At 35.5% G+C, this 25,833-nt stretch carries 21 protein-coding genes; 12 read left to right on the forward strand and 9 right to left on the reverse strand.

The window, feature by feature from the left end:
• Nucleotides 1-320: 320 nt before the first annotated feature.
• The gene (locus AAG068_RS03165) at nt 321-1,286 is read right to left on the reverse strand and encodes an ABC transporter substrate-binding protein (protein ID WP_342717895.1); all 966 of its coding nucleotides are present in this window, start codon (nt 1,284-1,286) and stop codon (nt 321-323) included.
• Nucleotides 1,287-1,457: 171 nt separating this feature from the next.
• Between AAG068_RS03165 and AAG068_RS03170 the strand changes: the two genes are divergently transcribed.
• Genes AAG068_RS03170 through AAG068_RS03180 form a run of 3 tightly spaced genes read left to right on the forward strand, consistent with a single transcriptional unit; the run spans nt 1,458 to nt 4,351 of the window.
• Nucleotides 1,458-2,462, forward strand: coding sequence for a FecCD family ABC transporter permease (locus AAG068_RS03170; RefSeq protein ID WP_342717897.1), 1,005 nt, complete (start codon nt 1,458-1,460; stop codon nt 2,460-2,462).
• Nucleotides 2,459-3,517: a FecCD family ABC transporter permease gene (locus AAG068_RS03175; protein WP_342717899.1), complete on the forward strand. Its 1,059-nt coding sequence runs from the start codon at nt 2,459-2,461 to the stop codon at nt 3,515-3,517. Before AAG068_RS03170 ends, AAG068_RS03175 begins: the two co-directional genes overlap by 4 nt.
• 12 nt (nt 3,518-3,529) lie before the next feature.
• Nucleotides 3,530-4,351, forward strand: coding sequence for an ABC transporter ATP-binding protein (locus AAG068_RS03180; protein WP_342717901.1), 822 nt, complete (start codon nt 3,530-3,532; stop codon nt 4,349-4,351).
• Between the two features lie 32 nt (nt 4,352-4,383).
• Here AAG068_RS03180 and AAG068_RS03185 read toward each other — a convergent pair whose 3' ends face one another.
• Entirely contained in the window at nt 4,384-5,115 is a 732-nt protein-coding gene (locus AAG068_RS03185; RefSeq protein ID WP_342717903.1) for a class I SAM-dependent DNA methyltransferase, read from the reverse strand.
• Nucleotides 5,116-5,327: 212 nt separating this feature from the next.
• On the opposite strand from AAG068_RS03185, the gene AAG068_RS03190 reads away from it, so the two are divergent.
• From AAG068_RS03190 to AAG068_RS03205, 4 genes are all read left to right on the forward strand, one after another.
• The gene (locus tag AAG068_RS03190; RefSeq protein ID WP_000095906.1) at nt 5,328-6,518 is read left to right on the forward strand and encodes a glycine C-acetyltransferase; all 1,191 of its coding nucleotides are present in this window, start codon (nt 5,328-5,330) and stop codon (nt 6,516-6,518) included.
• 44 nt (nt 6,519-6,562) lie between these two features.
• A complete protein-coding gene (locus AAG068_RS03195; protein ID WP_342717918.1) occupies nt 6,563-7,528 on the forward strand; it encodes an L-threonine 3-dehydrogenase in 966 nt (321 codons plus the stop codon).
• A 111-nt stretch (nt 7,529-7,639) separates the two neighbouring features.
• The gene (pyrE, locus tag AAG068_RS03200) at nt 7,640-8,182 is read left to right on the forward strand and encodes an orotate phosphoribosyltransferase (RefSeq protein WP_342717920.1); all 543 of its coding nucleotides are present in this window, start codon (nt 7,640-7,642) and stop codon (nt 8,180-8,182) included.
• Nucleotides 8,169-8,591 (forward strand): NUDIX hydrolase, encoded by a 423-nt coding sequence (locus AAG068_RS03205; protein WP_342717922.1) that lies wholly within the window; start codon nt 8,169-8,171, stop codon nt 8,589-8,591. The genes pyrE and AAG068_RS03205 overlap by 14 nt, the downstream gene beginning before the upstream one ends.
• Before the next feature lie 38 nt (nt 8,592-8,629).
• On the opposite strand, the gene AAG068_RS03210 is transcribed toward AAG068_RS03205, so the two are convergent.
• The 3 genes from AAG068_RS03210 to AAG068_RS03220 form a co-directional block, all read right to left on the reverse strand.
• Nucleotides 8,630-10,513: a vWA domain-containing protein gene (locus AAG068_RS03210; protein WP_342717924.1), complete on the reverse strand. Its 1,884-nt coding sequence runs from the start codon at nt 10,511-10,513 to the stop codon at nt 8,630-8,632.
• A gap of 3 nt (nt 10,514-10,516) precedes the next feature.
• Nucleotides 10,517-11,410, reverse strand: a complete 894-nt coding sequence (locus tag AAG068_RS03215) for an ATP-binding protein (protein ID WP_342717926.1) — start codon at nt 11,408-11,410, stop codon at nt 10,517-10,519.
• Nucleotides 11,411-11,537: 127 nt separating this feature from the next.
• On the reverse strand, nt 11,538-13,067 hold the full coding sequence (locus tag AAG068_RS03220; RefSeq protein WP_342717928.1) for a cardiolipin synthase: 1,530 nt from the start codon (nt 13,065-13,067) through the stop codon (nt 11,538-11,540).
• Nucleotides 13,068-13,431: 364 nt separating this feature from the next.
• Here AAG068_RS03220 and AAG068_RS03225 point away from each other — a divergent pair, with 364 nt between their 5' ends.
• On the forward strand, nt 13,432-13,764 hold the full coding sequence (locus AAG068_RS03225) for a cobalt transporter (RefSeq protein WP_342717930.1): 333 nt from the start codon (nt 13,432-13,434) through the stop codon (nt 13,762-13,764).
• 491 nt (nt 13,765-14,255) lie between these two features.
• The gene (locus tag AAG068_RS03230) at nt 14,256-15,962 is read left to right on the forward strand and encodes a putative bifunctional diguanylate cyclase/phosphodiesterase (RefSeq protein WP_342717932.1); all 1,707 of its coding nucleotides are present in this window, start codon (nt 14,256-14,258) and stop codon (nt 15,960-15,962) included.
• A gap of 185 nt (nt 15,963-16,147) precedes the next feature.
• Here AAG068_RS03230 and AAG068_RS03235 read toward each other — a convergent pair whose 3' ends face one another.
• Nucleotides 16,148-17,539 carry an amino acid permease gene (locus AAG068_RS03235; RefSeq protein ID WP_342717934.1) on the reverse strand — a complete coding sequence of 464 codons (1,392 nt, stop codon included), beginning with the start codon at nt 17,537-17,539 and terminating at the stop codon, nt 16,148-16,150.
• 452 nt (nt 17,540-17,991) lie between these two features.
• Between AAG068_RS03235 and treR the strand changes: the two genes are divergently transcribed.
• From treR to treC, 3 genes are all read left to right on the forward strand, one after another.
• On the forward strand, nt 17,992-18,702 hold the full coding sequence (gene treR / locus AAG068_RS03240; protein WP_025149797.1) for a trehalose operon repressor: 711 nt from the start codon (nt 17,992-17,994) through the stop codon (nt 18,700-18,702).
• Between the two features lie 140 nt (nt 18,703-18,842).
• Nucleotides 18,843-20,270, forward strand: a complete 1,428-nt coding sequence (treP, locus tag AAG068_RS03245; RefSeq protein ID WP_342717938.1) for a PTS system trehalose-specific EIIBC component — start codon at nt 18,843-18,845, stop codon at nt 20,268-20,270.
• 13 nt (nt 20,271-20,283) lie between these two features.
• The gene (treC, locus tag AAG068_RS03250) at nt 20,284-21,945 is read left to right on the forward strand and encodes an alpha,alpha-phosphotrehalase (protein WP_342717940.1); all 1,662 of its coding nucleotides are present in this window, start codon (nt 20,284-20,286) and stop codon (nt 21,943-21,945) included.
• Nucleotides 21,946-21,977: 32 nt separating this feature from the next.
• Here treC and gerKC read toward each other — a convergent pair whose 3' ends face one another.
• From gerKC to gerKA, 3 genes are read right to left on the reverse strand one after another with little or no spacing between them, the layout of a single operon-like run.
• Complete coding sequence (gene gerKC, locus AAG068_RS03255; RefSeq protein ID WP_342717942.1) at nt 21,978-23,102, reverse strand: spore germination protein GerKC; 1,125 nt, start codon at nt 23,100-23,102, stop codon at nt 21,978-21,980.
• Nucleotides 23,083-24,189 carry a GerAB/ArcD/ProY family transporter gene (locus tag AAG068_RS03260; RefSeq protein ID WP_342717945.1) on the reverse strand — a complete coding sequence of 369 codons (1,107 nt, stop codon included), beginning with the start codon at nt 24,187-24,189 and terminating at the stop codon, nt 23,083-23,085. Before AAG068_RS03260 ends, gerKC begins: the two co-directional genes overlap by 20 nt.
• Complete coding sequence (gerKA, locus tag AAG068_RS03265) at nt 24,170-25,672, reverse strand: spore germination protein GerKA (RefSeq protein WP_342717947.1); 1,503 nt, start codon at nt 25,670-25,672, stop codon at nt 24,170-24,172. The genes AAG068_RS03260 and gerKA overlap by 20 nt, the downstream gene beginning before the upstream one ends.
• Nucleotides 25,673-25,833: the final 161 nt, after the last annotated feature.

Consider the following 25,833-nt stretch of genomic DNA (forward strand, 5'->3'; position numbering starts at 1 on the left):
TTTAGAAGTCAATAGAATTATATGGAAATAGAAAGAAAATTTCTAAAAAAGTTCTATTTTACTTCAACCGTTATTGTATTTTGCCCTGAAAACGAGATGATAAGCGTTTTCAAATGTAATAATTGAATTCTAAAAGAAAATAAAATAGTGATTAATCAGAAAATTTAGATTAAAAAATTTATTCTGGTATAAAGAAAATATATTCTATTTACTTTTATAATATAACATATTGGGAATAAAAATACAAAACGAAATAATGTGACATTTAAGTGAATTGAAAAATAACCAGCCCCATAGAAGAGGAGCTGGTTAAGGAAATATTATTTAACAAAGCGTTTTTCAATGTCATCTAATAGTAGGTTAGCAGCCATTACACCACCAGCTGTATTCCAAATAACGTCATCAACTTTGTATGCTTTACCATTTTTCACTGCATTTAAATTTTTAAATAGAGGATCATTGATATATTCTTTTTCTAATTCAGAGCCTTTTTTCTCGTTTCCTTTATCGAATGTGAAGTAGAATAATACATCGCCATCCATTGCAGAAATACGTTCTTTAGATACGTTACGCTCTGCAAAGTCGTCTTTATTTTGATCACCAGGGCGCTTAAATCCAAGCTCTTTTAAAATAACACCAGAGAATGTATCACCATGATAAATACGAACATCACCAGGCATGAAGCGAACCATAGAGATTTCTTGATTTACTTTATCGCCTAGTTTGGCTTTTAAATCTTTCATGCTTTTATCGTAATCAGCTAAAACCTTTTGTCCTTCTTTTTCTTTATTTAATGCTTTTGCATAAAATTTGAAGTTATCTTTCCATTCACCGCGTAGTGTTTCAGAGAACACAGTAGGTGCAATTGCTTTTAGTTGCTCGTACACTTTTTCGTGACGCATTTTGTTACCGATAATTAAGTCTGGTTTTAAAGAAGCGATTGTTTCTACGTTCACTTGTCCTTCATCACCAACAACTTTTACATCTTTCATTTTATCTTTAATATGTGGATACCATGGATCACCAGTCCAAGACTTTACAGCCCCAACTGGTTTCACACCTAGTTCAAGTAAAGCTTCAGTTCCTTCATTTGTTAAAATAACTACACGTTTTGGATTCGCAGGAACTTCTGTTTTACCCATTGCATGTTCAACCGTAATCATTTCTTTTTTCGTATCTTCTTTTGTTTCTTCTTTCGTATTTGATTTTCCACAAGCACTTAAAAGTAGTGAAAATGCTAATAAAAATACAAATACTGTAAACGATTTCTTTCGCATGAAATTCATTATGTACCCCCTACATATTGATAATTTTTTTCAATAGCAAGCATGATATTAAGCCTTTATCTTTTGAATGTCAATATATATATTGAAAATAATTCTCATTGTCGTTGACAATGGGAATTAAGTTGAAATACACTTACAACGTATCATTATACATTGAAGGGGAAAAGCTGCATGTTATTAAAAACAAATCAAGCAAAATGGATTGGATTATTTGTTGGAATCATTGCAGTCATTATTTGTATTTGGGGAAGTATTATTTTCGGATATACAAATACGAGTTGGAAATTAGCGTTAGATGCTTTTTTCCATTTTAATGGTTCCAATGAACATATTATTATTCAAAATGTGCGTCTACCAAGGGCGTTAATTGCAGCTAGTGTTGGTGCTAGTTTAGCCATTGCGGGTTGTCTTATGCAAACTTTAACGAAGAATCCACTTGCTTCTCCAGATTTTATTGGATTAAATTCAGGTGCTGCGTTTTTCATAGTTGTAGCAATTGTTCTTTTTTCCGTGACATCATTATCAGCTTTCACGTGGATTGCTTTTTTAGGAGCTGCAATTGCAGCTGTACTTGTATTTGCTTCTAGTTCTTTAGGGAAAGAAGGGACAACGCCTCTTAAGTTAACATTAGCAGGGGTCGCAATCAGTGCGTTATTTTCATCATTAACACAAGGGTTACTTGTATTAAATGAAAAAGCGATGGAAGAGGTATTATTTTGGCTTGCCGGATCTGTGCAAGGAAGAAAGTTAGAAATTTTACAATCTGTATTCCCGTATTTATTAGTAGGCTGGATCACATCTCTTATGATGGCAGGGAAAGTAAATACATTAATGATGGGGGAAGATGTTGCAAAAGGGCTTGGACAACGAACGATTTTAATGAAATCATTCGTACTACTTATTATTGTCTTACTATCTGGTGGTTCAGTTGCGGTCGCAGGTCCAATTGGATTTATTGGTATTGTTACCCCGCATTTTGCCAGATTTCTTGTTGGAGTAGATCATAGGTGGAGAGTACCGTATAGCGGCTTGTTAGGTGCAATACTATTAATCTTAGCGGATATAGCAGCAAGATATGTCATTATGCCACAAGAAGTACCGGTAGGAGTTATGACAGCGTTTATCGGAGCTCCATTCTTTATTTATATTGCACGTAAGAGAGGGCTTAGCAAATGAAGAAGTATATTCCGTTTCGTATAGGAAAAGGCGGGCTCTCGTTTTTAATGTATAAACGAGCTTGTCTCGTCTTATTCAGTTTATTAGTTGTTTTAATAGGATTATTTTTTGCGAGTGCAGGTATGGGAGACATGAAAATTGCTCCTTATGATGTATGGCAAGCGATCACTGGAAATGGCGATGCGATGTCTAATATGGTTGTAAATAAGTTTCGTATGCCGCGTATTTTAATTGCCATCCTTGTAGGAATTGCACTTGCTGTAGCGGGATGTATTTTACAAGGTCTCGTTCGAAATCCACTTGCTTCTCCTGATATTATCGGGATTACAGGTGGTGCAAGTGTTGCAGTTGTCTTATTTTTAGCTATATTTAGCGATAAAAATAATGCGTTAACCGTAAGCATTCATTATATGCCGTTAGCAGCCTTTGTTGGGGCAACGATTGTAGCGCTTCTTGTATATTTATTTGCATGGAGAAATGATGGATTATCACCAATTAGTCTTGTTTTAATTGGTGTTGGGTTTTGGGCGTTAACGAAAGCGGCAACGACTTTGTTTATGTTGTTAGCACCAATTTATCAAGCGAGTCAAGCGAATGTATGGATTACAGGTACTGTGTACGGTTCTTCATGGCAAAATGTTATGGTACTTGCGCCGTGGGTTCTCATCTTAACGGTAATATCATTTATAGCAGCTAGACATTTAAATGCGCAAGAGCTAGGGGATGATATTGCGGTAGGACTTGGTGTTCCTTTAACGAAGTCACGCGTATTCATGTTATTACTTAGTACAGCTTTAATTGGCGGAGCAGTTGCCTTTGCTGGAGGAATTGGATTTGTCGGTTTAATGGCACCTCATATTTCAAGAAGACTGGTTGGTTCTTTATACGGTGCATTACTCCCAGTTGCGGCAATCGTTGGTGCAATTTTAGTACTTGCTGCAGATTTAATTGGGCGTACAGTTTTCACGCCACTTGAAATTCCGGCAGGAGTATTTACATCAGCAATTGGTGCACCTTATTTTATTTATTTACTTTATAAAAGTCGGAATTCATAAAGGGAGATGAATATGCAAAAAGCATTGGAGACGAAACGTTTGACGTTGTCTTATGGTGAAACAATTATTATTGATGAGTTGAATTTAGAAATTCCAAAAGGCGAAATTACAATCTTTATCGGTTCTAACGGTTGCGGAAAATCAACTTTATTACGTTCACTAGCTAGATTATTAAAACCAACAACTGGTGACATTTTGTTAGATAATCAAGCCATTCAAAGTATGCAAACGAAGCAAATCGCTCGTCAAATGGCAATTTTACCGCAAGGACCCCAAGCACCAGAAGGGCTTACAGTATTGCAACTTGTAAAGCAAGGACGCTATCCATATCAAACATGGCTGAAGCAATGGTCAGAAAAAGATGAGGAAATGGTACAAAAAGCCCTTGTGGCAACAGGTATGACAGAATTTGCTGAGCGTGATGTGCATGCTCTTTCAGGTGGACAACGTCAACGTGCTTGGATTGCAATGACGCTTGCACAAGATACAGATATTATTTTACTGGATGAGCCTACTACATATTTAGATATGACTCACCAAATTGAAGTGCTAGATTTATTATTCGAATTGAATGAAACAGAACAAAGAACAATTGTTATGGTATTACACGATTTAAATTTAGCATGCCGTTATGCAGACAATATTGTAGCCATTCAAGATAAACAAATATATGCACAAGGTAAGCCAGAAGAAGTAGTGGATGAGAAGCTAGTACGTGATGTATTCCGAATGGAGTGTCAAATCAGTACGGATCCGTTATTTGGGACGCCACTTTGTATTCCGCACGGAAAAGGAAGACGTGTACGTAAAGAGGTTGCTCAGGCAATGAGATAATGAAAAAAGACGATGAGGGTTCATCGTCTTTTTTATTTTTCGCAAGAGAATAGTAGGAAGAGGGGAATACGTAAACGTCGTTCATATTCTTCTTCGCTTTGAAAATAAGTTTGACTTGGTGTAGCTTCTTTTATATTTGTAATCGTAAATCCAGCTTGTTGTAACAATGTAAAATACTCTTCCGTTGTACGATGATATTTAATAACTTCTTGATCAATCCAAGGTTCAACGCGTTTTCCCATTTTAAAATAATCATCGACGAGCCAGCTTGTTCTTTTTCCGCTCGTTTGCAAGCTTTCAAATGAAGAGGTAATAACAGGGTGTTGAACGCTAAAAGTAAAGGTTCCATTTGTTTTTAAAGTTTCGTACACATTTTGAAAAATGATAGGAAGATATTCGATATAATGTAAGGCGAGTCTAGATGTTACTAAATCAAAAGTAGCAGGAGGGTATGTGTAGTCTTTGAGGTTTAAAAAATGGACGATCCCATTTTTATTTTCTAGTTGTGTTTTAGCTTTTTCATACATAAGTTCGGAGCCTTCAATACCGGTGTAAGAGTGGCAGTCTTTTTCTAATAATTCCTTGCCAAATTTTGCGTCACCGCAGCCTAAATCGAGGATTTTCTTTCCTTTCACATCGCCAATGAGTTGAAAGAAGGCTGGTTTTTCAAGTGATTCATTTGGGCTATTTTCTCGGTATCTTCGTTTCATATATTGTTTAAAAAATGCTTCGTTATTATATACATCAGATTCAGTAAATGCCATGATTGAAGCCCCCTTAAATATTTTTTTATTCTACCAAATATGAAAAGTAAATGATAGATTTCTTGTAATGAATCATATATAATCTAGAATTGTAAGCGGTTACTTTAAACTATTTTTCTATAATAAATTCTGAAAACGTGTTAAGCTAGTAGAGGGATTATTAGAACTATTAAGACAATAATCCGCTTACATGAACGATGGGAGGCTTCACGATGTCTAGTAAAACACTTGCAAAATTTTTAGAAGAAAATTTAGAGGATTTAAAATCAAAGGGGCTTTATAACGTAATTGATCCGCTTGAGAGTTCAAATGGACCAATCATTACAATTGGCGGAAAAGAATATATTAACTTATCTTCAAATAACTATCTTGGATTAGCAACAGATAGCCGTTTGCAAGAAGCAGCAATTGGTGCAATTCATAAGTACGGTGTTGGGGCAGGAGCTGTTCGCACAATTAACGGTACTTTAGATTTGCATATTAAATTAGAAGAGACAATTGCAAAGTTTAAACATACAGAAGCAGCAATTGCTTACCAATCAGGGTTTAACTGTAATATGGCAGCGATTTCAGCCGTTATGGATAAAAATGATGCAATTCTTTCAGACGAATTAAACCATGCTTCTATTATTGATGGTAGTCGTCTATCAAAAGCAAAAATTATTGTTTATAAACATTCGGATATGGAAGATTTACGCCAAAAAGCAATCGCGGCGAAAGAATCAGGTCTTTACAATAAATTAATGGTAATTACAGACGGTGTCTTCTCAATGGATGGAGATGTTGCAAAACTACCAGAAATTGTTGAGATTGCAGAAGAATTAGATTTAATGACATATGTAGACGATGCACACGGTTCAGGTGTACTTGGAAAAGGTGCAGGAACTGTAAAGCACTTCGGTCTATCTGATAAAGTTGATTTCCAAATTGGTACATTATCAAAAGCAATTGGGGTAATTGGTGGATATGTAGCAGGGAAACAAAACTTAATTGACTGGTTAAAAGTTCGTTCACGTCCATTCTTATTCTCTACAGCATTAACACCAGCTGATGCAGCAGCTTGCATGAGATCAATTGAAATTTTAATGGAAAGCACAGAGCTACATGATCGTTTATGGGAAAATGGTCGTTATTTAAAACAAGGGTTAAAAGAACTTGGTTTTAACATTGGAGAAAGTGAAACGCCAATTACACCTTGTATTATAGGTGACGAAGTGTTAACACAAGAATTTAGTAAACGTCTAAATGAGGAAGGCGTATACGCAAAATCTATCGTGTTCCCAACTGTAGCTAAAGGAACAGGACGCGTTCGTAATATGCCTACAGCAGCTCATACGAAAGAAATGTTAGATGAAGCAATTCGTAAGTATGAAAAAGTAGGAAAAGAAATGGGCATCATTTAAGTAAGGGCATCTTTTGAATAGCTTGCAAATGAGGAGTGGGGAAAATGAAAAAAATTCTAGTAACCGGTTCTTTAGGGCAAATTGGTTCTGAATTAGTAATGAAGCTTCGTGATGTATACGGTGCATCAAATGTTATTGCAACAGATATTCGTGAAACAGATAGTGAAGTAGTAACGTCTGGTCCGTTTGAAACGTTAGATGTAACAGATGGACAAAAACTACATGATATCGCAAAGCGTAATGAAGTAGATACAATTATTCATTTAGCAGCTTTACTTTCAGCAACAGCAGAAAAAAATCCGTTATTTGCATGGAATTTAAATATGGGTGGACTTGTAAATGCATTAGAAGCAGCTCGCGAATTAAACTGTAAGTTTTTCACGCCAAGTTCTATCGGTGCATTCGGTCCATCAACGCCGAAAGATAATACGCCACAAGATACAATTCAGCGTCCTACTACGATGTATGGGGTAAACAAAGTAGCAGGAGAATTATTATGTGATTATTATCATCAAAAATTTGGCGCTGATACGCGCGGTGTACGTTTCCCTGGTTTAATTTCTTACGTAGCTCCTCCAGGAGGCGGAACAACTGATTATGCAGTTGAAATTTATTATGAGGCGATTAAAAAAGGCACATACACCTCATACATTGCAGAAGGAACATACATGGATATGATGTATATGCCAGATGCTTTACAAGCGATCATTTCATTAATGGAAGCTGATCCAAGTAAACTTGTGCATAGAAACGCGTTCAATATTACAGCAATGAGCTTTGAGCCAGAGCAAATCGCAGCATCGATTCGTAAACACATTCCAACGTTTACAATGGATTACGATGTAGATCCTGCTCGTCAAACAATCGCTGATAGCTGGCCAAACTCTATTGATGCAACAGCAGCGATGAACGAGTGGGGCTTTAAAGCAGAATACGATTTAGACAAAATGACAACGGATATGTTGGCTAAGTTAAAAAAAAAGCTCACAGCTGAGTTAGTGACGAATTAATTGGAAGGGTCGATTCTTAGGAATCGACCCTTTTATTTGTATTTTAGGAATATACAAATAATTACAAGTGTGATAGAATAAGTTAATTTGTGCATAAAGGGGAGAGATACAATGGAGAAATGGGAGTTAGCAAAGGAAATTTACAATACGTCACGTTTAACGGGAACATTTAAACTTCGATCAGGACAAGTATCAAATCAATACTTTGATAAGTACCTATTTGAATCTAATCCAGTACTGTTATTAGAAATTGCTAAACAGTTGAAAGAGCTCATTCCTCCTGATACAGAAGTACTCGCAGGTTTAGGAATGGGAGGAATTCCAGTAGCAACAGCATTATCTTTACAAACAGGTATACCAGTTGTATTTGTAAGAAAAGAAGCAAAGAAGTACGGTACATGTAAGTTAGCAGAAGGCGTTAATATTGCTGGGAAAAATGTTTGTGTTGTTGAGGATGTTATTACGACAGGCGGTCAAATATTATTAAGTACGAAAGATTTAAGAGAACTAGGTGCGAAAGTATATCATGTTTTAGGCGTGATTGAACGAACGAAAGAGGGAAAAGAAAACTTATTAGAAGATGGCTTACAGCTACATTCCTTATTTACAATGGATGAGTTAATTGAAGGAGAAAAGGAACATGCAAAGAGTTGACGTCGTATATGCGCTTATATATGAAGAGGAAACAGATAAAATATTAATGGTACATAATGTAGAACAAAACGTTTGGTCATTGCCAGGCGGGGCTGTTGAAAAGGGTGAAACGTTAGAGGAAGCTCTAGTAAGGGAAGTAAAAGAAGAGACAGGTTTAACTGCTACGGCAGGTGGACTTGTTGCAATCAATGAAAAATTCTTTGAAGAATCAGGGAATCATGCACTATTGTTTACATTCCGAGCAAATGTAGTAACAGGTGAACTTATTGCAGAAGATGAAGGAGAAATTTCTGCAATAGAGTGGGTGGACCGGGCAATTGCAAATGAACGATTCCCATTCTACGATGGTGGATTCGAAGTATTATTAGAAGTAGCCATTCCATACAAGTTTCAACCAGAAACAAAGTGATTGAATAGAAAAACAGGAGCGACAACGCTCCTGTTTTTCTATTCAATCGTCTTCAGTAATAACTTTTTCAATAGCGGTTTAATTTTCAGACGTAAATCTTCAGCATGATTTGCAACTAAGAAGTGATGGTTATAAATGTTCTTCATTAATTGATAAGTTGCTTCTTTCGCTTCGCCTTCTTCGATGAAGATCCCGATTACTTCCATACCACTTTTACGAGCAAGTTTGACAGCTTCGTGCGTATCTAAAATACCGTCTTGTTGATAGTCTAACGCAGAAGGCTCACCATCTGTAAAGACAAGTAAGAATTTATGCTTTTCTGGTCTTTTCGCAAGCTTTTCAGAAACGATACGAATAATATATCCATCGCGGTTATCTTCTTCTTCGCGAAGCTGCATAATTTCAGGCCCAACGTTTGGTAACGTTGAGTTTTTATACGTTACAACCTCATGGATAACGTTCGGCTTATCTTCAGGTTTAGCACTAGAGGCATCTTCCCAAAATCCGCTAATAGCGTGCGGGATTTTTAAAGATTTCAACGCTTCATGGAATAGGACTACACTCTTTTTCGTTTCTTCCATTTTGTTATACATAGAACCAGAGCAGTCCACTAGTAGTTGGAATGCAACATCGAGTTCTTGTGATTCTTGTCCTTTTTTATAAAACATGCGCGGCTGCTTTTCAGTATAAATACGAAGGAATTTCTTACGAAGTCTTCCGTAATATTTATCACTATTTGCATTCGTTTTATTTTCAATCGTTTTTTCGATAATTTTCTTTAATTCTTTTACATCTTTATTAACGACTGATTTGATAGCTTGGTAATCTTTTTTCTCATCGCTATTTGCTTTGCGAGCTTCTTTAAATATATGAGAGGCACCAACGTTATACTTACCGTATGCACCGTCGTTTTGGCTAGAAGCGTGTGAAGCTCTTGCTTCTTCTGTATCAGCGCCATCAAAGTTGGATTGTGTACTCTTTTGAGAAGTACCTTGTACAGAACTAAGTGCTTGGTCGCCATCTTCTGATTCGCGAGCAGTATCGCCCATCATATTTGTTTTTGTTCCGCTTTCTAATTCAAAGCGTAAAAAGTTCTCGTTTTCGTTATTTTTATTTTCACGATGCCATGTAGAGAAACTTTCATCCATTTTGTTTTTATTTTCATCGTCATCTATGAGCTGCGTATCATCATTTGCTAAATCTTCGACGCGACAGTTCTTTTCGTCTGCAATGACAGATAAATAAAGCGGAGCATGTCCGAAATAATTATTAAGCATATCACTTTCAAGAAGTCCTTCTAAACGATAGCGAATTTTCTCAACGATATACATAATATCTTCCGTATTACGAGCTTGGAATGTTTCATGCAAAATGGCTTCAATTTGCTCGAAGTATTCATTATTAAACATTTCATATTTATCGCTCGTTAATGAAAGATAGCAGAGACAAAATAGACGGTCGCCGTGATAGTTACGAACACGATTGATTTCATTTTGTGAGCCGAAGTAATTGCGATACATTTCTTTTCTTCTTTTAAAAACATGCTTTGTGCCAGGGCGTAAGTTTTTTACGATTTCCTCAACACGTAAATCTTCTAATAGAACAAATAATTGTGTTAAAAACTTTTTTAAGAGTGATTCTTGTAATTCAATCGCATAAGAACGAATTAAAGTCATGTCCGAGTAATGTTTATTACCAAGTGCTTTTAAAAACACTTCGCTTTTTAATCCGATTACTGTATCCTCTTCTTTTCGATCATCCCAAAAGTGACTAATGACAACCTTTTTTTCAATTTCGTCGTAGTATGCTTTATAGCCATACTCAAGGTAGGCATCGTCTTCTTTTAGAAGAGCATACATTAAGTTTTCCATTTGTAGAAACAGCGACGCATCAATTTTTTTGTCACTAAAAATTTGTCTCATGAATTATCCCTCAAAGAAATAACTTTCTGCTAATTCACGGACAGTCATTTGTTCTGTTTCATCGTTTAATTTTGCGATAATACTACGTTCAATTGCACGCATAACAGGAATATATACACCTAAATCACATGCGTCGATAATGCCACGAATACTTGCTGCTTCCTCACTTACACGACCATCACGAGCTAAAGGCATAAGGTCGCTTGCAAATGCAACAAACTTTTCAATTGTAGCAGTATCTTTTAATTTTGATTCTGCTAATAATAGTTCTTTTAATGTATCACCTTGAATATAAGGAACTTCAATAATAACGAAACGGTTTTTTAACGCTTCGTTTAGTTCACTTGTACCAACGTAACCTTCATTAATTGCTGCGATTACACGATATTCTTCATCACCGTATACAACTTCTTGTGTAAATGGGTTAGTAATCATTTTACGGTAATCTAATGCACCGTGAAGAAGTGGTAACGTTTCAGGTTTTGCCATATTGATTTCATCAATATATAAGAAATGACCGCTCTTCATTGCCTTCATAAGAGGACCGTTAACGAATGTAACTTCAGATGCGCCATCTTTTGTTTGTAGTGTGTTGTATCCTAAAATACCTTCTACATCTAGATCAACAGAACAGTTAATGCTATGCATTGGTTTTTGGAATAAAGAAGAAAGAGTTTCAGCTAGTACTGTTTTACCACTACCAGTCGGCCCTTTTAATAGAATGTTTTTGCCAAGAAGAAGTGCTGTAATGGCATCTTCGATAATGCTGTTATCAGATGCTTTATATATTTTTGTACCGATTAAATGTGCATTTTCACCAGCTTCTTGTTTATTCTTTTCGTGAATGTTTGAGAGCTGTTGTTTTAAATCAGCATGTATATGAAATTGTTCTAACATGTATTTCCCACCTAACATTATTTTCATAAAGTAATACATCTTATGATAACTTGTTTTAATATGGTATGCAAAGAAAAGGAAAAGAGAGAAATGCAAAAGAAAAAGCAGTCAATATTACATTGACTGCTTACAGTAAAGGAGAAATGAGCCTCATAAAAGACTCTAATATTCGTTTTTTGATACTTCTTTTTTGGAAAGCGTTCCATTTAATTTCAGTGGAATGCTTAAAGTCTTCTTCAAAATCACGTTTTATATCATGAACCGTTTCTGATTCATAAAGTACGCTAATAAGTTCGTAATTTAATTCAAAGCTACGTACGTCCATATTTGCTGTTCCAATTGTCGCGATTTTATCATCAACAAGTACAATTTTTGCATGCATAAAACCATCTTTATAACTATAAATGGAAGCACCAGCTTTTAAAAGTGGAGTGAAGTAGGACTGAGATGCTTGATCACTAATAATACTATCACTTTTACCAGGGTATAAAATACGTACATCTATGCCAGATATTGCGCTTAAACGTAATAATGTTAAAGTTTCTTGATCTGGAATAAAGTATGGTGTAGCGATCCAAATCGATTTTTTTGCAGATCCCATAACAGCTAATAATGTATTACGAATGCTTTTATCATCTGAGCTTGGTCCGCTCGCTACAATTTGCACAGCACCTTCTGCACTTGAAATTTCTTTACCTGGGAAGTATTGTCTATTCATAAATTGATCCCAGGAATAAGTATTCAATCCACTAGATGCATAGAGCCAGTCCTCTAGAAAGATTGCTTGTAATTTATATAGCGCTTTTCCTTCTATTTTTAAATGACTATCCCGCCAAACGGGGAATTTTTTTGAACGGCCAAGGTATTCATCACCGACGTTGAGCCCCCCAGTAAAACCGATTTCTCCATCTACGATGACAATTTTACGATGGTTACGATAATTGACAGTTTCAAGTAACCAAGCTGAAAAAATAGGGTCAAATTCTACAATTTCAATGCCAGCTTTTTTCATAGGTTGTAAAAATCTTCTTCTTAAAGTGTTACTTCCGAGTCCATCATAAAGGAAGCGTACAATAACACCGTCTTTTGCCTTTTTGATTAAAGCATCTCGAACTTTTGTACCAATTTCATCAGATTTATAAATATAGTATTGAATATGTATGTGATGTTTTGCTTGTTCGATAGCTCGCAAAATTTCTGAGAATGTTTGATCGCCATTTGTTAAAAGTTTTGTAGTTGTTTTATCTGCGGCAGGTCCGCCTCCAAATTTTTGTACGACTTCTGTTAAATGTGTAGAACGTTCATGTAAGGGGACTTTGAGTGATAATTCTACTCGTCTTCCTTCTAATATTTCACGGAATAATTTTCTTTGCTCTTCTGAACGATGTAGATGTTTTTTTCTTCTCCAACGGCTACGACCGAAAATAGAATATAAAAGCACCCCTATAACGGGAAGCAGTGCTAATACTAAAAACCATGCTAAAGTACTTTGAGGAGACCTATTTTCGATAAAAATAACGAATGAAATTCCTATGATTGTAATAGACCATAAGGCACCGACAAATGTATATAAAGAAATAAACGATGTATTTAATAGGAAAAGAACGATAGATATAATTACAAATATTAATAATAATTGAACGATAGGCTTCTTCATTTTTATAAAATTCCTCTAATCTTTCTTAAATATAAACTTCTTATATAAAAAGGTATAATTCGACATTCTTATTATAAAGTGTTTTGTTTTTTTTACAAAATATAGACATTTACCCCATGCCTTCCGCATTTGTCCTACATACAGTATATTGTTACGTTATTATCTCGTTAATTGCTGGTTAATAAGCAGTGTAAGAAGGACAAAACCCTTGCCTCTTATATTATAGGAAGAGAAATAACTATATTCTATGTAGCAGGTGCATGATGAAGCCTAAGGTATGGTTAGCCGTATTATACGGATTCTTCTTAATACAGGTTACCAGCTAGGTTCGTACTATTCATAAAATACCTATTAAGATGAGAAAATGGAAAAGGAGAAGAGAAACATGAATTATATAGACCATAATGGATTGTATTATCGTCATAATCATGGAGGTCATCATCATAATGGCGGACATCACCATCATGGAGGACACAATCACCACGATTATCACCACCATCACGGAGGTGGATGGGGCTGGGGTGGCGGTTCATGGGGCGGTGGGTTTTTCCCTGGAAGTTTTGCTGGAGGTGTTTTAGGGGGACTTACAGCTGGCGCGTTAACGGGTGCAACAGGTGGAGGCTACTATCCAGCACCGTACCCAGTAACTTATCCAGCGCCATACCCGGGTTATCAGCAAATAACATATCCATACTAAACTAAAAAAAGAGGCTTTCCTCTTTTTTTAGTTTAATAAAGTATTTATAAAATATTTCCAAAAAAATGGTGAAAATATGTTAATATTTTGTTATTGTAATTTTAAAACATATATACTAATTTTAATTTTTATATTCTTATTCAGGAATAGTTGTATAGTGTGCTCAAATGTCTATTTCGCTAGTAAAGTAAAAAGGTTAGATGTAAGTAGAATTAGTAGGAAACTAGGGTTGTATAGAGCTAGTTATAAAGGTATGTAAGAGAATGAAGAAGCTATAATAAGGTAAGCTAATTATAACGATAAGAAACAACTATTTATAATTGAAACGGTATTATATTGCTTTTTATTACAAATAATATTATGTTATTTTAATCGGCATATTTCAAAATGTGATTTATGTAAAGGACGATTATTAGGAAATGAAATGTCTCTATTTCTATGAAAAGAAACAAGTTGTGTTTTAGTCAGATAGGAAGCAAGGAGAGATGCGCATGCTAGAACAAAGAGGTCATGCATTATATGACTCTTCATTGCGAGATTTAAAGTTAGCATTAGATGAGTCTTCAATTGTTGCAATTACAGACCGAAATGGTCTTATTACATATGTAAATGATAAGTTTTGTGAAATATCCAAATATCCACGAGAAGAGTTAATAGGGAAAGATCATCGTATTTTAAATTCAGGACATCACCCGAAAACATTTTTTCAAGTTCTTTGGAAGCGTATTTTGAGCGGAAAAGTATGGAGAGGTGAAATTCGAAATCGAGCAAAAGATGGGACATATTATTGGGTTAAAACAACAATTGTTCCATTTTTAAATGAAAAAGGAGAGCCATATCAATTTATTGCGATCCGAAATGATATTAGTAGTAGGAAAGAAGCAGAACAGAGGTTACGTTTAAGCGAAAGCCGTTATAGGGAGCTTGCGTATCATGATGCTTTAACGAGTCTGCCGAACCGGCTACAGTTAATAACGACTGTCAACGAGATGATTGCAGGCAAAAAAGAATTTGGTATGATTTATTTTGATTTGGATCGTTTTAAATTTGTAAATGATACGTTAGGTCATATGATAGGGGACTTACTTTTAAGCGAAGTTGCTTCACGGTTGCATTATGTGCTAGGAGAGAAAGATGTTCTGGCTAGGCTGGGTGGCGACGAATTTGTGCTGTTAACAAAAAATCATACGCAAGATGAAATGAGGCAGCTAGCGACATCTGTGTTGTCGTGTTTTCAGGCACCATTCATGCTTGAAGGGCATGAAGTATACATTTCAGCTAGTCTGGGACTTTGCTCGTATCCGCAAGACGGACAAGATGTGGAAACGCTATTGAAAAATTCGGATTTAGCTATGTACAGTGCGAAAGAACAAGGCAGAAATGCCGCGTGTTTCTTTACAGATGAGTTACGTGCGAAAATAAATCGTAGAATGAAAATTGAATTTGCTTTGCAAAAGGCAATTCGTGATGAAGAGTTAGATGTGGCGCTGCAGCCTATCATTGATTTGAAAACGAAGAAATATACTGGTATTGAGGCTTTAGCACGTTGTTCGACAGAAGAGGGGCCGATTTCACCAGGCGAATTTATTCCAGTAGCTGAAGAATCTGGACTTATCATAAAATTAGGGGACTGGGTATTAGAAAAGTCATGTCGCTTGTTTAAAACATTGCCAGAGTATCAAGACGGACTAAAGTTATCTGTGAATTTATCCATACAACAATTAATGCAAAAGCGTTTTATTTTATCTGTACGTAGCATTTTGAGGAGAACTGGCTTTCCTCCGAATCGTTTGATTTTAGAAATAACGGAAAGCATTGCTGTTCGACATTTTGATTATATTATTGCTACATTACAAGAATTAAGAAATATGGGTATATTAATTGCTTTAGATGACTTCGGAACGGGCTATTCTTCCTTATATTATTTAAAACAACTACCACTGGATATAGTGAAAATTGATCGTAATTTTATTCGTGAATTTCATTATGATCATGCACAACCAGAGCGAACGATTGTGAAATCTGTTATTGAAATTGCCCATAGCTTACATTTAGCAGTAGTTGCTGAAGGGGTAGAGACAGTAGAGCAAGAAAGTTTATTACAATCTATGGGTTGTGATTATGTACAAGGATTTTATTATGCGAAACCTTTATCTGTAGGAGAGTTAAAAGAAAAGTTAATGACAGATTTTGAATAAAAAAGAGAAGCTAGTAGCTTCTCTTTTTTAATTTATCCCGCTTTAATGGGCAGTAAGCCCCCCCACCTCAAAATTCAGCGAAAGCAAAGAATTTAGGTGGGGGTCGGGCTGCCCATAAAAGTCCGATTGGTTCAACTAATAATCAGTGGGGGATGAAGAAAACCCCCACTGATTAAAGTTTCACTTTATTTTTTTGAGTTTTTCATTAGTACTGGATAAAGAATAAGACCTAGTGCGAACAATCCGATTCCTAAGAAGAACGTTTTTAAATCAGCAGTTCCGGTTTTGATAACCCAAATAGAATATATGAATGCTAATGTAGTAATGATGCCGTCCTTTATTCGAGAGCCAGGCATTATATCATATGTTTCTCCTGTAATAACCAGTTTGAATTGGTACAGCGTAGAAACAAGGTATGGAATTAAATAAGCTAATGTTGCTACAACGATAGCGAAATTATAAGCTTCTGACACGGTACCAGAAATCGTTGAGAACAAGAAAATCTGCGTCATTACATTTGTAATCAATAATGATTTTGAAGGACTACCTTTTTTATTCGTTTTCGCGAAAAGCTTAGGGAAAAGTCCGTTCTTTGCAGCCTGGTAAGGTACTTCTGAACTAACAACAATCCAGCCAACTGTAGATCCAAATAAAGATACAAGTGCAAGTAGAGCCATGATATAGGCACCTTTATTGCCAATGGCTAAATTTAATGCGTCTACTAATGGTTTTTGAGACTCTTTTAAAGCATCTTGCGGGAGAGCGCCCATTGTAAGTAGAGTAATTGACATGTAAATAAGAAGAGCGATAATTAATCCGAAAATGGTAGCTTTTTTTACATCGCGCTGAGATTTTGCACGATTAGAAAGCATGACAGCCGATTCAATACCGATAAATGCCCAAAGTGTTGCAATAGCAGCTGAATTGATTTGTCCACCTAAAGAAATGGATTGTCCTGCTTCATTCATAAATGTTTGACCGTCTCCGAAATTAGAGGCATTGAAAATAAATAATGTGATTACAATAAACATTGTAAATCCGATAATCTTTGCAATGGTAGCAAGCAGATTCATATTTCCAGCTCGGTCAATATTTTGAGAAAGAATATATTGAATTCCCCATAACATAAGGCTACATACGAGGAAAGTTAATCCTTTTCCGAGTTCTAGTGAAAATCCGTTCGTTGAAAAGAGAATTTGCTTACTTTGTAAAACTGGAAAGAATGTTGATAAATATCCAGCAAAGGAAATAATAACAGATGCTGTTGCAGCCCAGTTCGCAGCCCAATATCCCCATGCCATACTGTATCCTGCAACTTTTCCCGCTTTTTTTGAAGGAAACATTGCTTGAGCGTAACTTTGTGGTCCTGCTTTTAATTCTGGTTTTCGAATTGCTAAATTTCCAAACACGAGTGCAATCATAAATACGCCAAGTCCTGTAATACTCCATGCAAGTGTAGAACCCATTGGACCTGATACTTGTGCTAAATTTGCTGGGAGCATAAATACGCCACCGCCAACCATGTTTCCGATAACAAAAGCTGTTAAAATCCATAATCCCCATTTTTTCGTTTCCATTTTTGTTAACTCCTTTGTAGTAAGTTTTGCTTAAACATCATTTTTTACTAGCTTTTTGGCAATAAAAAAAGAGCCATGTAGATAAAAAATACCTACATGGCTCTTCGCCTGACGTAGGTACAACGGGAATAACCCTTGTACCTACGCGTAATTTTTCCGCTAGGTTTCAAGGGTTACGTATGATGATGATGATGTTTTTGTGCAAATGTAACTACAATTGTTGTATAAGTAAGCATAGTTCTTTGCTCCCTTTCTCCTCTGATTTTGAAGTTAGTATACTACATGTTTTTTTGAATGAAAAGAAAAATATAAAAATTTTTATAAAAATACGTTTTAGAGATTAAATATTTACCTGTATTTTTCCTATACTGGAAAATAAGTGAGAGATTGGCAGAAGAGTGTAGCATGGTATAATACATATAGAATTAGAAGGTGACAAGGGGCTATTGTAGATGATGAGTAAGTATGAACAAATTTATACAGCAATCAGCAAGTCTATTGATAATAAACAATTAAAAGAGGGATGCAAAATCCCATCAGAAACTGAATTAATGAAGCAGTATGAAGCGAGCCGCGGTACGGTAAGAAAAGCTGTAGATTTATTACAAGAGCGTGGATATGTTCAAAAAATACATGGAAAAGGTGTCTTTGTTTTAAAGCGAAAAAACATTGAATTTAACTTTGGTGGTATTGTAAGCTTCCAAGAAGAAAATGAACGTTTAGGACGCCATTGTATTACAGAAGTCGTGGAAATGGAGAAAGTAAAAGCGACAAAAGAGGTTGCAAAGCTATTAAATGTGAAAGAGAAAACAGAAATAGATCATATTAAACGCGTACGGAATATTGATGGAGAAAAAGTAATTTTGGATATCAATCATTTTGTATCGGAATATATTCCTGGATTAACGAGTGAAATTGCAGCGGAGTCCATTTATAAATATATTGAGAAAGAACTAGGTCTTCATATTAGTTACTCACAGAGAGTAATTGAAGTCCAGCCATGTACAGAGGACGATAGAAAGTATTTAGATTTAAATGGAACAGACTATGTTGTCGTTGTGAAAAACTTTACGCATTTTTATGATGGAAGTCAGTTCGAATATACAGAATCTCGCCATCGATTAGATATTTTTCATTTTTCGGATGTGGCGCGGAGGAAGTAAAGAGATGGAACAATCTATTGTTTCATCTCTTTTTTTATAAAAAAATCGCAAACTCGTATATACGAGTGTTGACTAACTTATATATACGAGTTAATATGTAATTGTAAACGGTATCAAAAAAAGAAAAGAGGGACGGGAATATGGGGAAAGACTATCGTAAAACAGCAGAGGAAGTGTTGCAGTATATTGGTGGGAAAGACAATATTGAACAAGCTGCACACTGTGTAACGAGACTCCGTATCGCTTTAAAAGATGAAAGTAAAATAGATAACGATAAATTACAGTCTGTTTCATTAGTGAAGGGAGCGTTTCATAACGCTGGGGTATTTCAAATTGTAATTGGTCCAGGAGATGTTGATCGAGTATATGCTGAATTGATAACGCTTGCAGGTATGAAGGAAGCGACAGTAGCTGACGTAAAAGATTCTGGAAATCAAAAGTTAAATCCAGCTCAAAAGTTTGTAAAAGTATTTTCAGATGTATTTATGCCGATATTACCAGCAATCGTAACAGCTGGTTTACTAATGGGAATTAACAACCTATTAGGGGCGAAGGACTTATTTTTTGAAGGTAAAAATTTATTAGATGTGTATCCAAACTTAAGTGGGCTTTGGGATTTAATTAATATGATGGCGAATACAGCATTCGTATTCTTACCAGCACTTGTCGGTTGGTCAGCAACAAAACGTTTTGGTGGTAGTCCGATATTAGGGATTGTTATGGGATTAATGCTTGTGCATCCAGCCTTATTAAACGCGTGGGATTACGGAAAAGCAGCGACTGGTTTAGATGGTCAAAAGATTGAGTACTTCGATATTTTAGGATTATTTCAAATCGAAAAGGTAGGGTATCAAGGTCAAATTCTACCTGTTTTAGTAGCTGCATTTGTATTAAGTAAAGTGGAAATTTTCTTGAAGAATCATGTACCAAATGCAATTCAACTATTAGTTGTACCAATTACAACGATTGTTGTAACAGGTGTATTAGCACTAGGAATTATTGGTCCAGTTACACGTCATATTGGAGATTTATTAACAGCTGGATTAGTAGGTGTATATGAAACAGTACCAGTAGTTGGAGCAGTATTGTTTGGAGCATTATATGCACCGCTCGTAATTACAGGTATGCATCATATGTTTATTGCTATCGACTTACAATTAATTGCACAGCACGGTGGTACATTCATTTGGCCAATGATTGCCCTTTCTAACATTGCGCAAGGGAGTGCGGCACTTGCGATGTTTTGGATTTCTAAAAATCAAAATGATAAAAGCATGGCATCTACATCAGCAATCTCAGCATATTTCGGTATTACAGAACCAGCTATGTTTGGTGTAAACTTACGAAATAAATTCCCGTTCTATGCAGCGATTATAGGATCGGCTATTGCAGCTATATTTATTACGTTAAATGGTGTATTAGCACCTGCTATCGGAATTGGCGGATTACCAGCATTTATTTCTATTATTCCGAAATCGATTCCGATGTTTATTGTCGGAATGGTTATCGCAGTTGTAATCCCATTTACGTTAACGTGGTTATTTGCAAAACGAGTAAAACAGAAGTAGGAGGAAGTTGAACATGAAGGATTGGCATAAAAGTGTAGTTTATCAAATTTATCCGAAGAGCTTTAATAGCTATTACAATAAAGAAACCGGTGATATAAAAGGGGTTACAGAGAAACTAGATTATTTAAAAGAACTCGGAGTAGATTATATTTGGTTAACACCGATATACCAATCACCACAAAATGACAATGGATACGATGTAAGTGATTACTACAGCATTGATCCATCTTACGGGACGATGGAAGAGTTTGAAGAGCTTTTAGAAGAAGCAAAGGCACGTAACATTGAAATTATGCTGGATATCGTTGTAAATCATAGTTCGACGGAGCATAAGTGGTTTAAGGAAGCGAAGGAAGATAAAAATAGTCCATATCGTAATTATTACATTTGGCGTGATGAAAAAAATAATTGGCAATCTAAGTTTGGCGGGTCTGCTTGGAAATATGATGAGAAGACAGAGCAATATTTTTTACATCTATTTGATGAGACGCAAGCTGATTTAAATTGGGAAAATGAAAAACTTCGTGAAGAAGTATATGAAATGATGCGCTTTTGGCTGGATAAAGGAGTAACTGGATTCCGATTAGATGTTATTAATTTAATTTCAAAAGATCAACAGTTCTTAAATGATGACGGAAGTACGGCGACAAGCGATGGCCGTAAATATTATACAGATGGTCCGCGTGTTCATGAATATTTACAAGAGATGAACCGAAATGTTTTTGAAGGGAAAGATGTAATTACAGTTGGGGAAATGTCATCTACGACAATTGATAATTGTATTAAGTATTCAAACCCTGAGCGCAATGAATTAAGTATGACGTTTAGTTTTCATCATTTAAAAGTAGATTATCCGAATGGAGATAAGTGGACAAAAGCGAATTTTGATTTCATTAAATTAAAAGAGATTATGTCTAATTGGCAAATTGAAATGCAAAAGGGCGGGGGATGGAATGCATTGTTCTGGTGTAATCATGACCAGCCTCGTATTGTATCACGCTTCGGTGATGATCGAAAGTACCGAAATGAATCTGCAAAAATGTTAGCGACAGCTATGCATATGTTGCAAGGTACACCTTACATTTATCAAGGCGAAGAAATCGGTATGACGAATCCTAAATTCGAATCCATCGAGCAATATCGCGATGTAGAATCGTTAAATATATATGATATAAAGCGAGAAGAGGGATTATCAAAAGAAGAGATTATCGGGATTTTAAAACAAAAATCTCGTGACAACTCCCGTACTCCGATGCAGTGGAATGATGAGATGAACAGTGGTTTTACAACAAGTACACCTTGGATTTCAGTGGCTGAAAACTTTAAAGAAATAAATGTAGAGAAGGCACTAGAAGATAAAGAGTCTGTATTTTATCATTATAAAAAACTAATCGAACTTAGAAAAACTTATGATGTAATTACAGAAGGAGAATATGCTATTTTAGATGAAAATCATCCTAACATTTGGGCATATACTCGCACTACAGAGAGTGAAGTGCTGCTTGTTATTAATAACTTCTATGGAGAAGAAATAACGTATTCAGTACCAGCGCACGTTCAATTAAATGGAATGAAACAAGAAGTACTACTTTCGAATTATAAGGATTCCAGCAAGGATATTGCAAAACTTAACTTAAGACCATATGAATCAATTGTCTATCGATATACGAAATAAAATGTTGTATGCCCGCGCGGCATACAACATTTTTACTTTAAGACACCACTATACAAAATGTTTACTTCTACTTCAGGTTTAAACTTTACTTTTGCATAATCTTTATTCCAATTTTTTTTCTTCCATAAGTCAGGATGGTATGCGATAAGATGTCTTCCGATACCGAAAGCATCACAATTTGCTTTTTGTAGTTTGTTTGTTATTTTTTTTGCTTCTTTCGTAAGTTGTTTAGATAGTTCTTTATTTAGTTTTTCTCTATCATCCATTGTATACAGATTATCTCTTGGAGATTCAAGTGCTATGACTTTTAGTTGGAGCTTAATGTGAGCATAAACATTTCCTTTTTTATCGGTTTTTATTTTTAAGTCTCTTTTTAATTTTCGATTGCTCACTTCCATTGTTACATAATCAGATGTATTCTCCGAGTCATCGCTAGTAAGTTTTTGAGTTATACGGGCACTTGTCCCCATTTTTCCGGTTAATAATACGAATAAAACAGATTGTTTCAAAGGTAAATGCCCAGTTAATTTATCATTGTTAAATAAAGCTAACCCGTTTGTAACTACTTCTTTTCCTTTTATTTTTATAGAGGGAAGGGTAAAGTCTTTACCGGGATCTAACATTTTTGTAGCAGCTGTTTCTAAAGTTTCTTTTGGAAATACACTCATATCTTCTAAGCTTTTCACTTTTTTCTTTAGAAAATCTCCAATTAGTAAATTTCCTACTTTCTTTTTTTCGAGTATCTCCGATGTTTCACCATCTACTGCAATAAGTTTTACTAAAGCAGTTGGGTTTGTTGGGTCCCGAAAGCTGACATCTAAATAGGGTAGTATCCCTTTTTTTAGAATTTTTGTTCCTAGTAATTGAACACCATATTTGAAATAGCGAATATTCCCAGTCACATTTTTTTTTAAGGCATCGCTTGTATCCCTTATGTTATGCCCGGTTGCTGAATGTATTTCATTCTCGAATGAAGATTGCTCTCCGCTCGAACTTTTTACGAGCTCGATTGTTTGCTGGAGTTTATTCTCTTCTGTAATATCAGATCCAATACTATAAGCTAACCTTGCTTCCCTTAATGGTTCTTGATCCCAACAGCCAAAAAGGAGGGAGCTAGTACATAATATAAAAAGTAATTTAAATCTTTTTTTGAACATACTGTTCTCCTTTCTTATTTCTTATTACTGAATAAAGTAGAAATAAAAGAGGGAGGACAACGATGAAAATATAGGTGAACTTATCAGTGAAAGTTGCAATTACTTTTAATTTCTCTGGTGTATCTATAAATAAGGCGGTACTAAAAGAAATGAGCCCAACAATTGGAACAGCTTTTTTATGATTACCAAGGTTGAATATATGTCCAATTCCGATAGAAGCAGCACAATAATAACTCGCAATAGAAGCTACAACGGTTATCATCCATATTGGTATGAATAATAAATCAGTTCGGTCTATAATCCCGATATGTAAGGAGCGTAATAAGTAAGCAACTGGTTCTGGAATAAGTTCAACTTGCTTTGGACTAAATACGATAAAGCAAATCCAAACAGTAAAAGTATAAAAGAGAGTCACAAATCCATTAGCGATAGAAATTGCCTTTAGTTTTGCCACAGCATTCCCATTTACTTTTGGGAAAGCGATAAGAATAATTTCAAAACCATACATGGCTGTAATTGTTTCCTTTGATGCTTGGATTATATTCCACCACCCGGCTTCTGTAATAGGGAAAATATAAGAAAAGTCAGCTCGTGTGAGTCCAAGAGCAATTAAAAATGCCATTGGAACGATAAGAATAGAAGCCATGACATAAAATCGTACAATCACTTTAAAGGTGTTATAGGCTATATAGCAACAAGTTATTGTAAATAGTATGAGAATGGCAGACCAAGGAGTGGCTTGTAAGACCCATACTTTAATGACATTACAAGCATTTAACATAACGGTCATACCGATAAGAGTAAAATAAAAAATATAAAAAAAACCTATTAGTTTTCCAAGTTTATTACCAAATAGCATACAAACACTTTCATACATATTTGCATCAGGAAATCGTTTTAAGAAAAGCCACATAAGTAAAATAATAAGTTGAATTGCAAGACCAGCGATGAGAGCAGAAATCCATCCACCACCTTTCGCGATTAGGTGAAGACGGTTCGGTAGAGAAAGTATGCCCACTCCGATTTGGCATTGAATAATGAAAAAGGTAAATTGAACTAGCGAGATTTTACTTTGCGTGTTTGTCACCGTCCTCATCCTCTCTCGTTACATGTTGTCGTTGCATTTTTTGGGGTTTTGGATCATGTGGCCGTTCCCAAAATGACCAAGTTGGTAGTCGTACAAAAGAATCCTTCATATCTTTTACCCGCATCGGAGCGACAGGAGAAAGATATGGGGTATGAAATGAATGTAACTGGCATAAATGAACGAAAGTTATAATGAGACCGAATGATATTCCTACATATCCGAATATGGCAGCAAGAATCATTAATGGAAAACGAAGAATCCGAACTGCTGAACTCATATCGTTTGATGGAACGAGAAAAGATGAGATCGCAGTTAAAGCTACAACGATAATCATTGTGTAAGAAACAAGGCCAGCCTTTACAATTGCATCACCAATTACTAAACCACCTACAATACCGATTGTTTGTCCCACTCGGCTCGGCAAGCGAATACCAGCTTCTCGTAATAATTCAAAGATTAATTCCATTAAGAGAGCTTCAAAAATAGGAGGAAGCGGTACTTTCTCTAATGAAGCTTTAATTGTATACACAAGTTCGAGCGGTAACACATCAGGATGAAAAGCGACAGTTGCAATATATAAAGCTGGCAAGAGAAAGGCAATTAAAAAACTTACTAAACGAATCATTCGGACGAAAGAACCGACAATCCAGCGATTATTATAATCATCTGGTGATTGATAGAAAGCGAATAACGTAACAGGTACGATGAGCGCTGTTGGATCTCCGTCAGATAAAATGGCAACCCGTCCTTCCATTAAATTAGCAGCAGTTCTATCTGGACGCTCTGTATTTAATTGCTGCGGAAATGGTGAGAAAGACGTATCCTCTATAAATTCTTGTATGTACCCTGGAGGCATAAGTGCATCTGTCTTAATCTTCTCTAGCCTTCTTTTCACTTCGGCAACTAGATCGTCATTCGCTATATTTTGCACATAAGCAATTGCCACTTTCGTGTGCATTTCTTCACCGATTGTAAAGTACTTAACAACTAAATTTGGACTCTTAATGAGTTTACGAATAGAGGTTAAATTCGTTGCTAGATCCTCTACAAAACCAGTATGTGGACCGCGCACAATTCCTTCATTATCAGGCTCTGCTATATCTCTCTTTAAAGATAAAGCTGTTTCGAAAATACAAAAACTGTCGACGTGTTCATGAAAATATAAGGATTTACCTTGTAATATAAGTTGTATCCCATAATTTAAATTCGTTTCTTTTTTCATATTTAACGTAGAAAAAGCTTTATCTAAAGATAAATCCGAACGCGTTAATAATGGCTCAAGAGCTAATTGATGAATTAAATTTGGATCTGCTAAAGATTCAATATATATGATCGTTCCTTTTCCGTTTTGAAAAGGGATATCTAATTTTTTTATATCATCTGAGTGACAGAGTTTATTTTCAATGTAATTCATATTTTCCGGAAGTGATGGAAACATATGCTTTTGGTTTTTACTCTCTTGCTGTTCTTTTTGCTCTGTCATAATTTCCACCTCTTTTAGAATAAAGTTACTTCTGTTAATTTTTGCTTTTTATGAGAAATTTATGCTTTGATTATTTGGGAAAGTAGCTTGAAAGTCCTGTTGCGTTATCTTCTATACTTAAAGAAAATGAAAATTAGGAGAATGGGAAGAAAGCATATATT

The sequence above is a fragment of the Bacillus paramycoides genome (genome assembly GCF_038971285.1).
Classification (GTDB): Bacteria; Bacillota; Bacilli; order Bacillales; family Bacillaceae_G; genus Bacillus_A.

What these genes read in the sequence shown, in the direction of transcription:
- AAG068_RS03180 (WP_342717901.1), top strand. Translation starts at nt 3,530, where the DNA reads ATGCAAAAAGCATTGGAGACGAAACGTTTGACGTTGTCTTATGGTGAA.
- AAG068_RS03230 (WP_342717932.1), top strand. Translation starts at nt 14,256, where the DNA reads ATGCTAGAACAAAGAGGTCATGCATTATATGACTCTTCATTGCGAGAT.
- pyrE (WP_342717920.1), top strand. Translation starts at nt 7,640, where the DNA reads ATGGAGAAATGGGAGTTAGCAAAGGAAATTTACAATACGTCACGTTTA.
- AAG068_RS03205 (WP_342717922.1), top strand. Translation starts at nt 8,169, where the DNA reads ATGCAAAGAGTTGACGTCGTATATGCGCTTATATATGAAGAGGAAACA.
- treP (WP_342717938.1), top strand. Translation starts at nt 18,843, where the DNA reads ATGGGGAAAGACTATCGTAAAACAGCAGAGGAAGTGTTGCAGTATATT.
- AAG068_RS03170 (WP_342717897.1), top strand. Translation starts at nt 1,458, where the DNA reads ATGTTATTAAAAACAAATCAAGCAAAATGGATTGGATTATTTGTTGGA.
- AAG068_RS03220 (WP_342717928.1), bottom strand. Translation starts at nt 13,067, where the DNA reads ATGAAGAAGCCTATCGTTCAATTATTATTAATATTTGTAATTATATCT.
- AAG068_RS03235 (WP_342717934.1), bottom strand. Translation starts at nt 17,539, where the DNA reads ATGGAAACGAAAAAATGGGGATTATGGATTTTAACAGCTTTTGTTATC.
- AAG068_RS03185 (WP_342717903.1), bottom strand. Translation starts at nt 5,115, where the DNA reads ATGGCATTTACTGAATCTGATGTATATAATAACGAAGCATTTTTTAAA.
- gerKC (WP_342717942.1), bottom strand. Translation starts at nt 23,102, where the DNA reads ATGTTCAAAAAAAGATTTAAATTACTTTTTATATTATGTACTAGCTCC.
- AAG068_RS03175 (WP_342717899.1), top strand. Translation starts at nt 2,459, where the DNA reads ATGAAGAAGTATATTCCGTTTCGTATAGGAAAAGGCGGGCTCTCGTTT.
- AAG068_RS03210 (WP_342717924.1), bottom strand. Translation starts at nt 10,513, where the DNA reads ATGAGACAAATTTTTAGTGACAAAAAAATTGATGCGTCGCTGTTTCTA.
- treR (WP_025149797.1), top strand. Translation starts at nt 17,992, where the DNA reads ATGATGAGTAAGTATGAACAAATTTATACAGCAATCAGCAAGTCTATT.
- AAG068_RS03165 (WP_342717895.1), bottom strand. Translation starts at nt 1,286, where the DNA reads ATGAATTTCATGCGAAAGAAATCGTTTACAGTATTTGTATTTTTATTA.
- AAG068_RS03215 (WP_342717926.1), bottom strand. Translation starts at nt 11,410, where the DNA reads ATGTTAGAACAATTTCATATACATGCTGATTTAAAACAACAGCTCTCA.
- AAG068_RS03225 (WP_342717930.1), top strand. Translation starts at nt 13,432, where the DNA reads ATGGAAAAGGAGAAGAGAAACATGAATTATATAGACCATAATGGATTG.
- AAG068_RS03190 (WP_000095906.1), top strand. Translation starts at nt 5,328, where the DNA reads ATGTCTAGTAAAACACTTGCAAAATTTTTAGAAGAAAATTTAGAGGAT.
- AAG068_RS03195 (WP_342717918.1), top strand. Translation starts at nt 6,563, where the DNA reads ATGAAAAAAATTCTAGTAACCGGTTCTTTAGGGCAAATTGGTTCTGAA.
- gerKA (WP_342717947.1), bottom strand. Translation starts at nt 25,672, where the DNA reads ATGACAGAGCAAAAAGAACAGCAAGAGAGTAAAAACCAAAAGCATATG.
- treC (WP_342717940.1), top strand. Translation starts at nt 20,284, where the DNA reads ATGAAGGATTGGCATAAAAGTGTAGTTTATCAAATTTATCCGAAGAGC.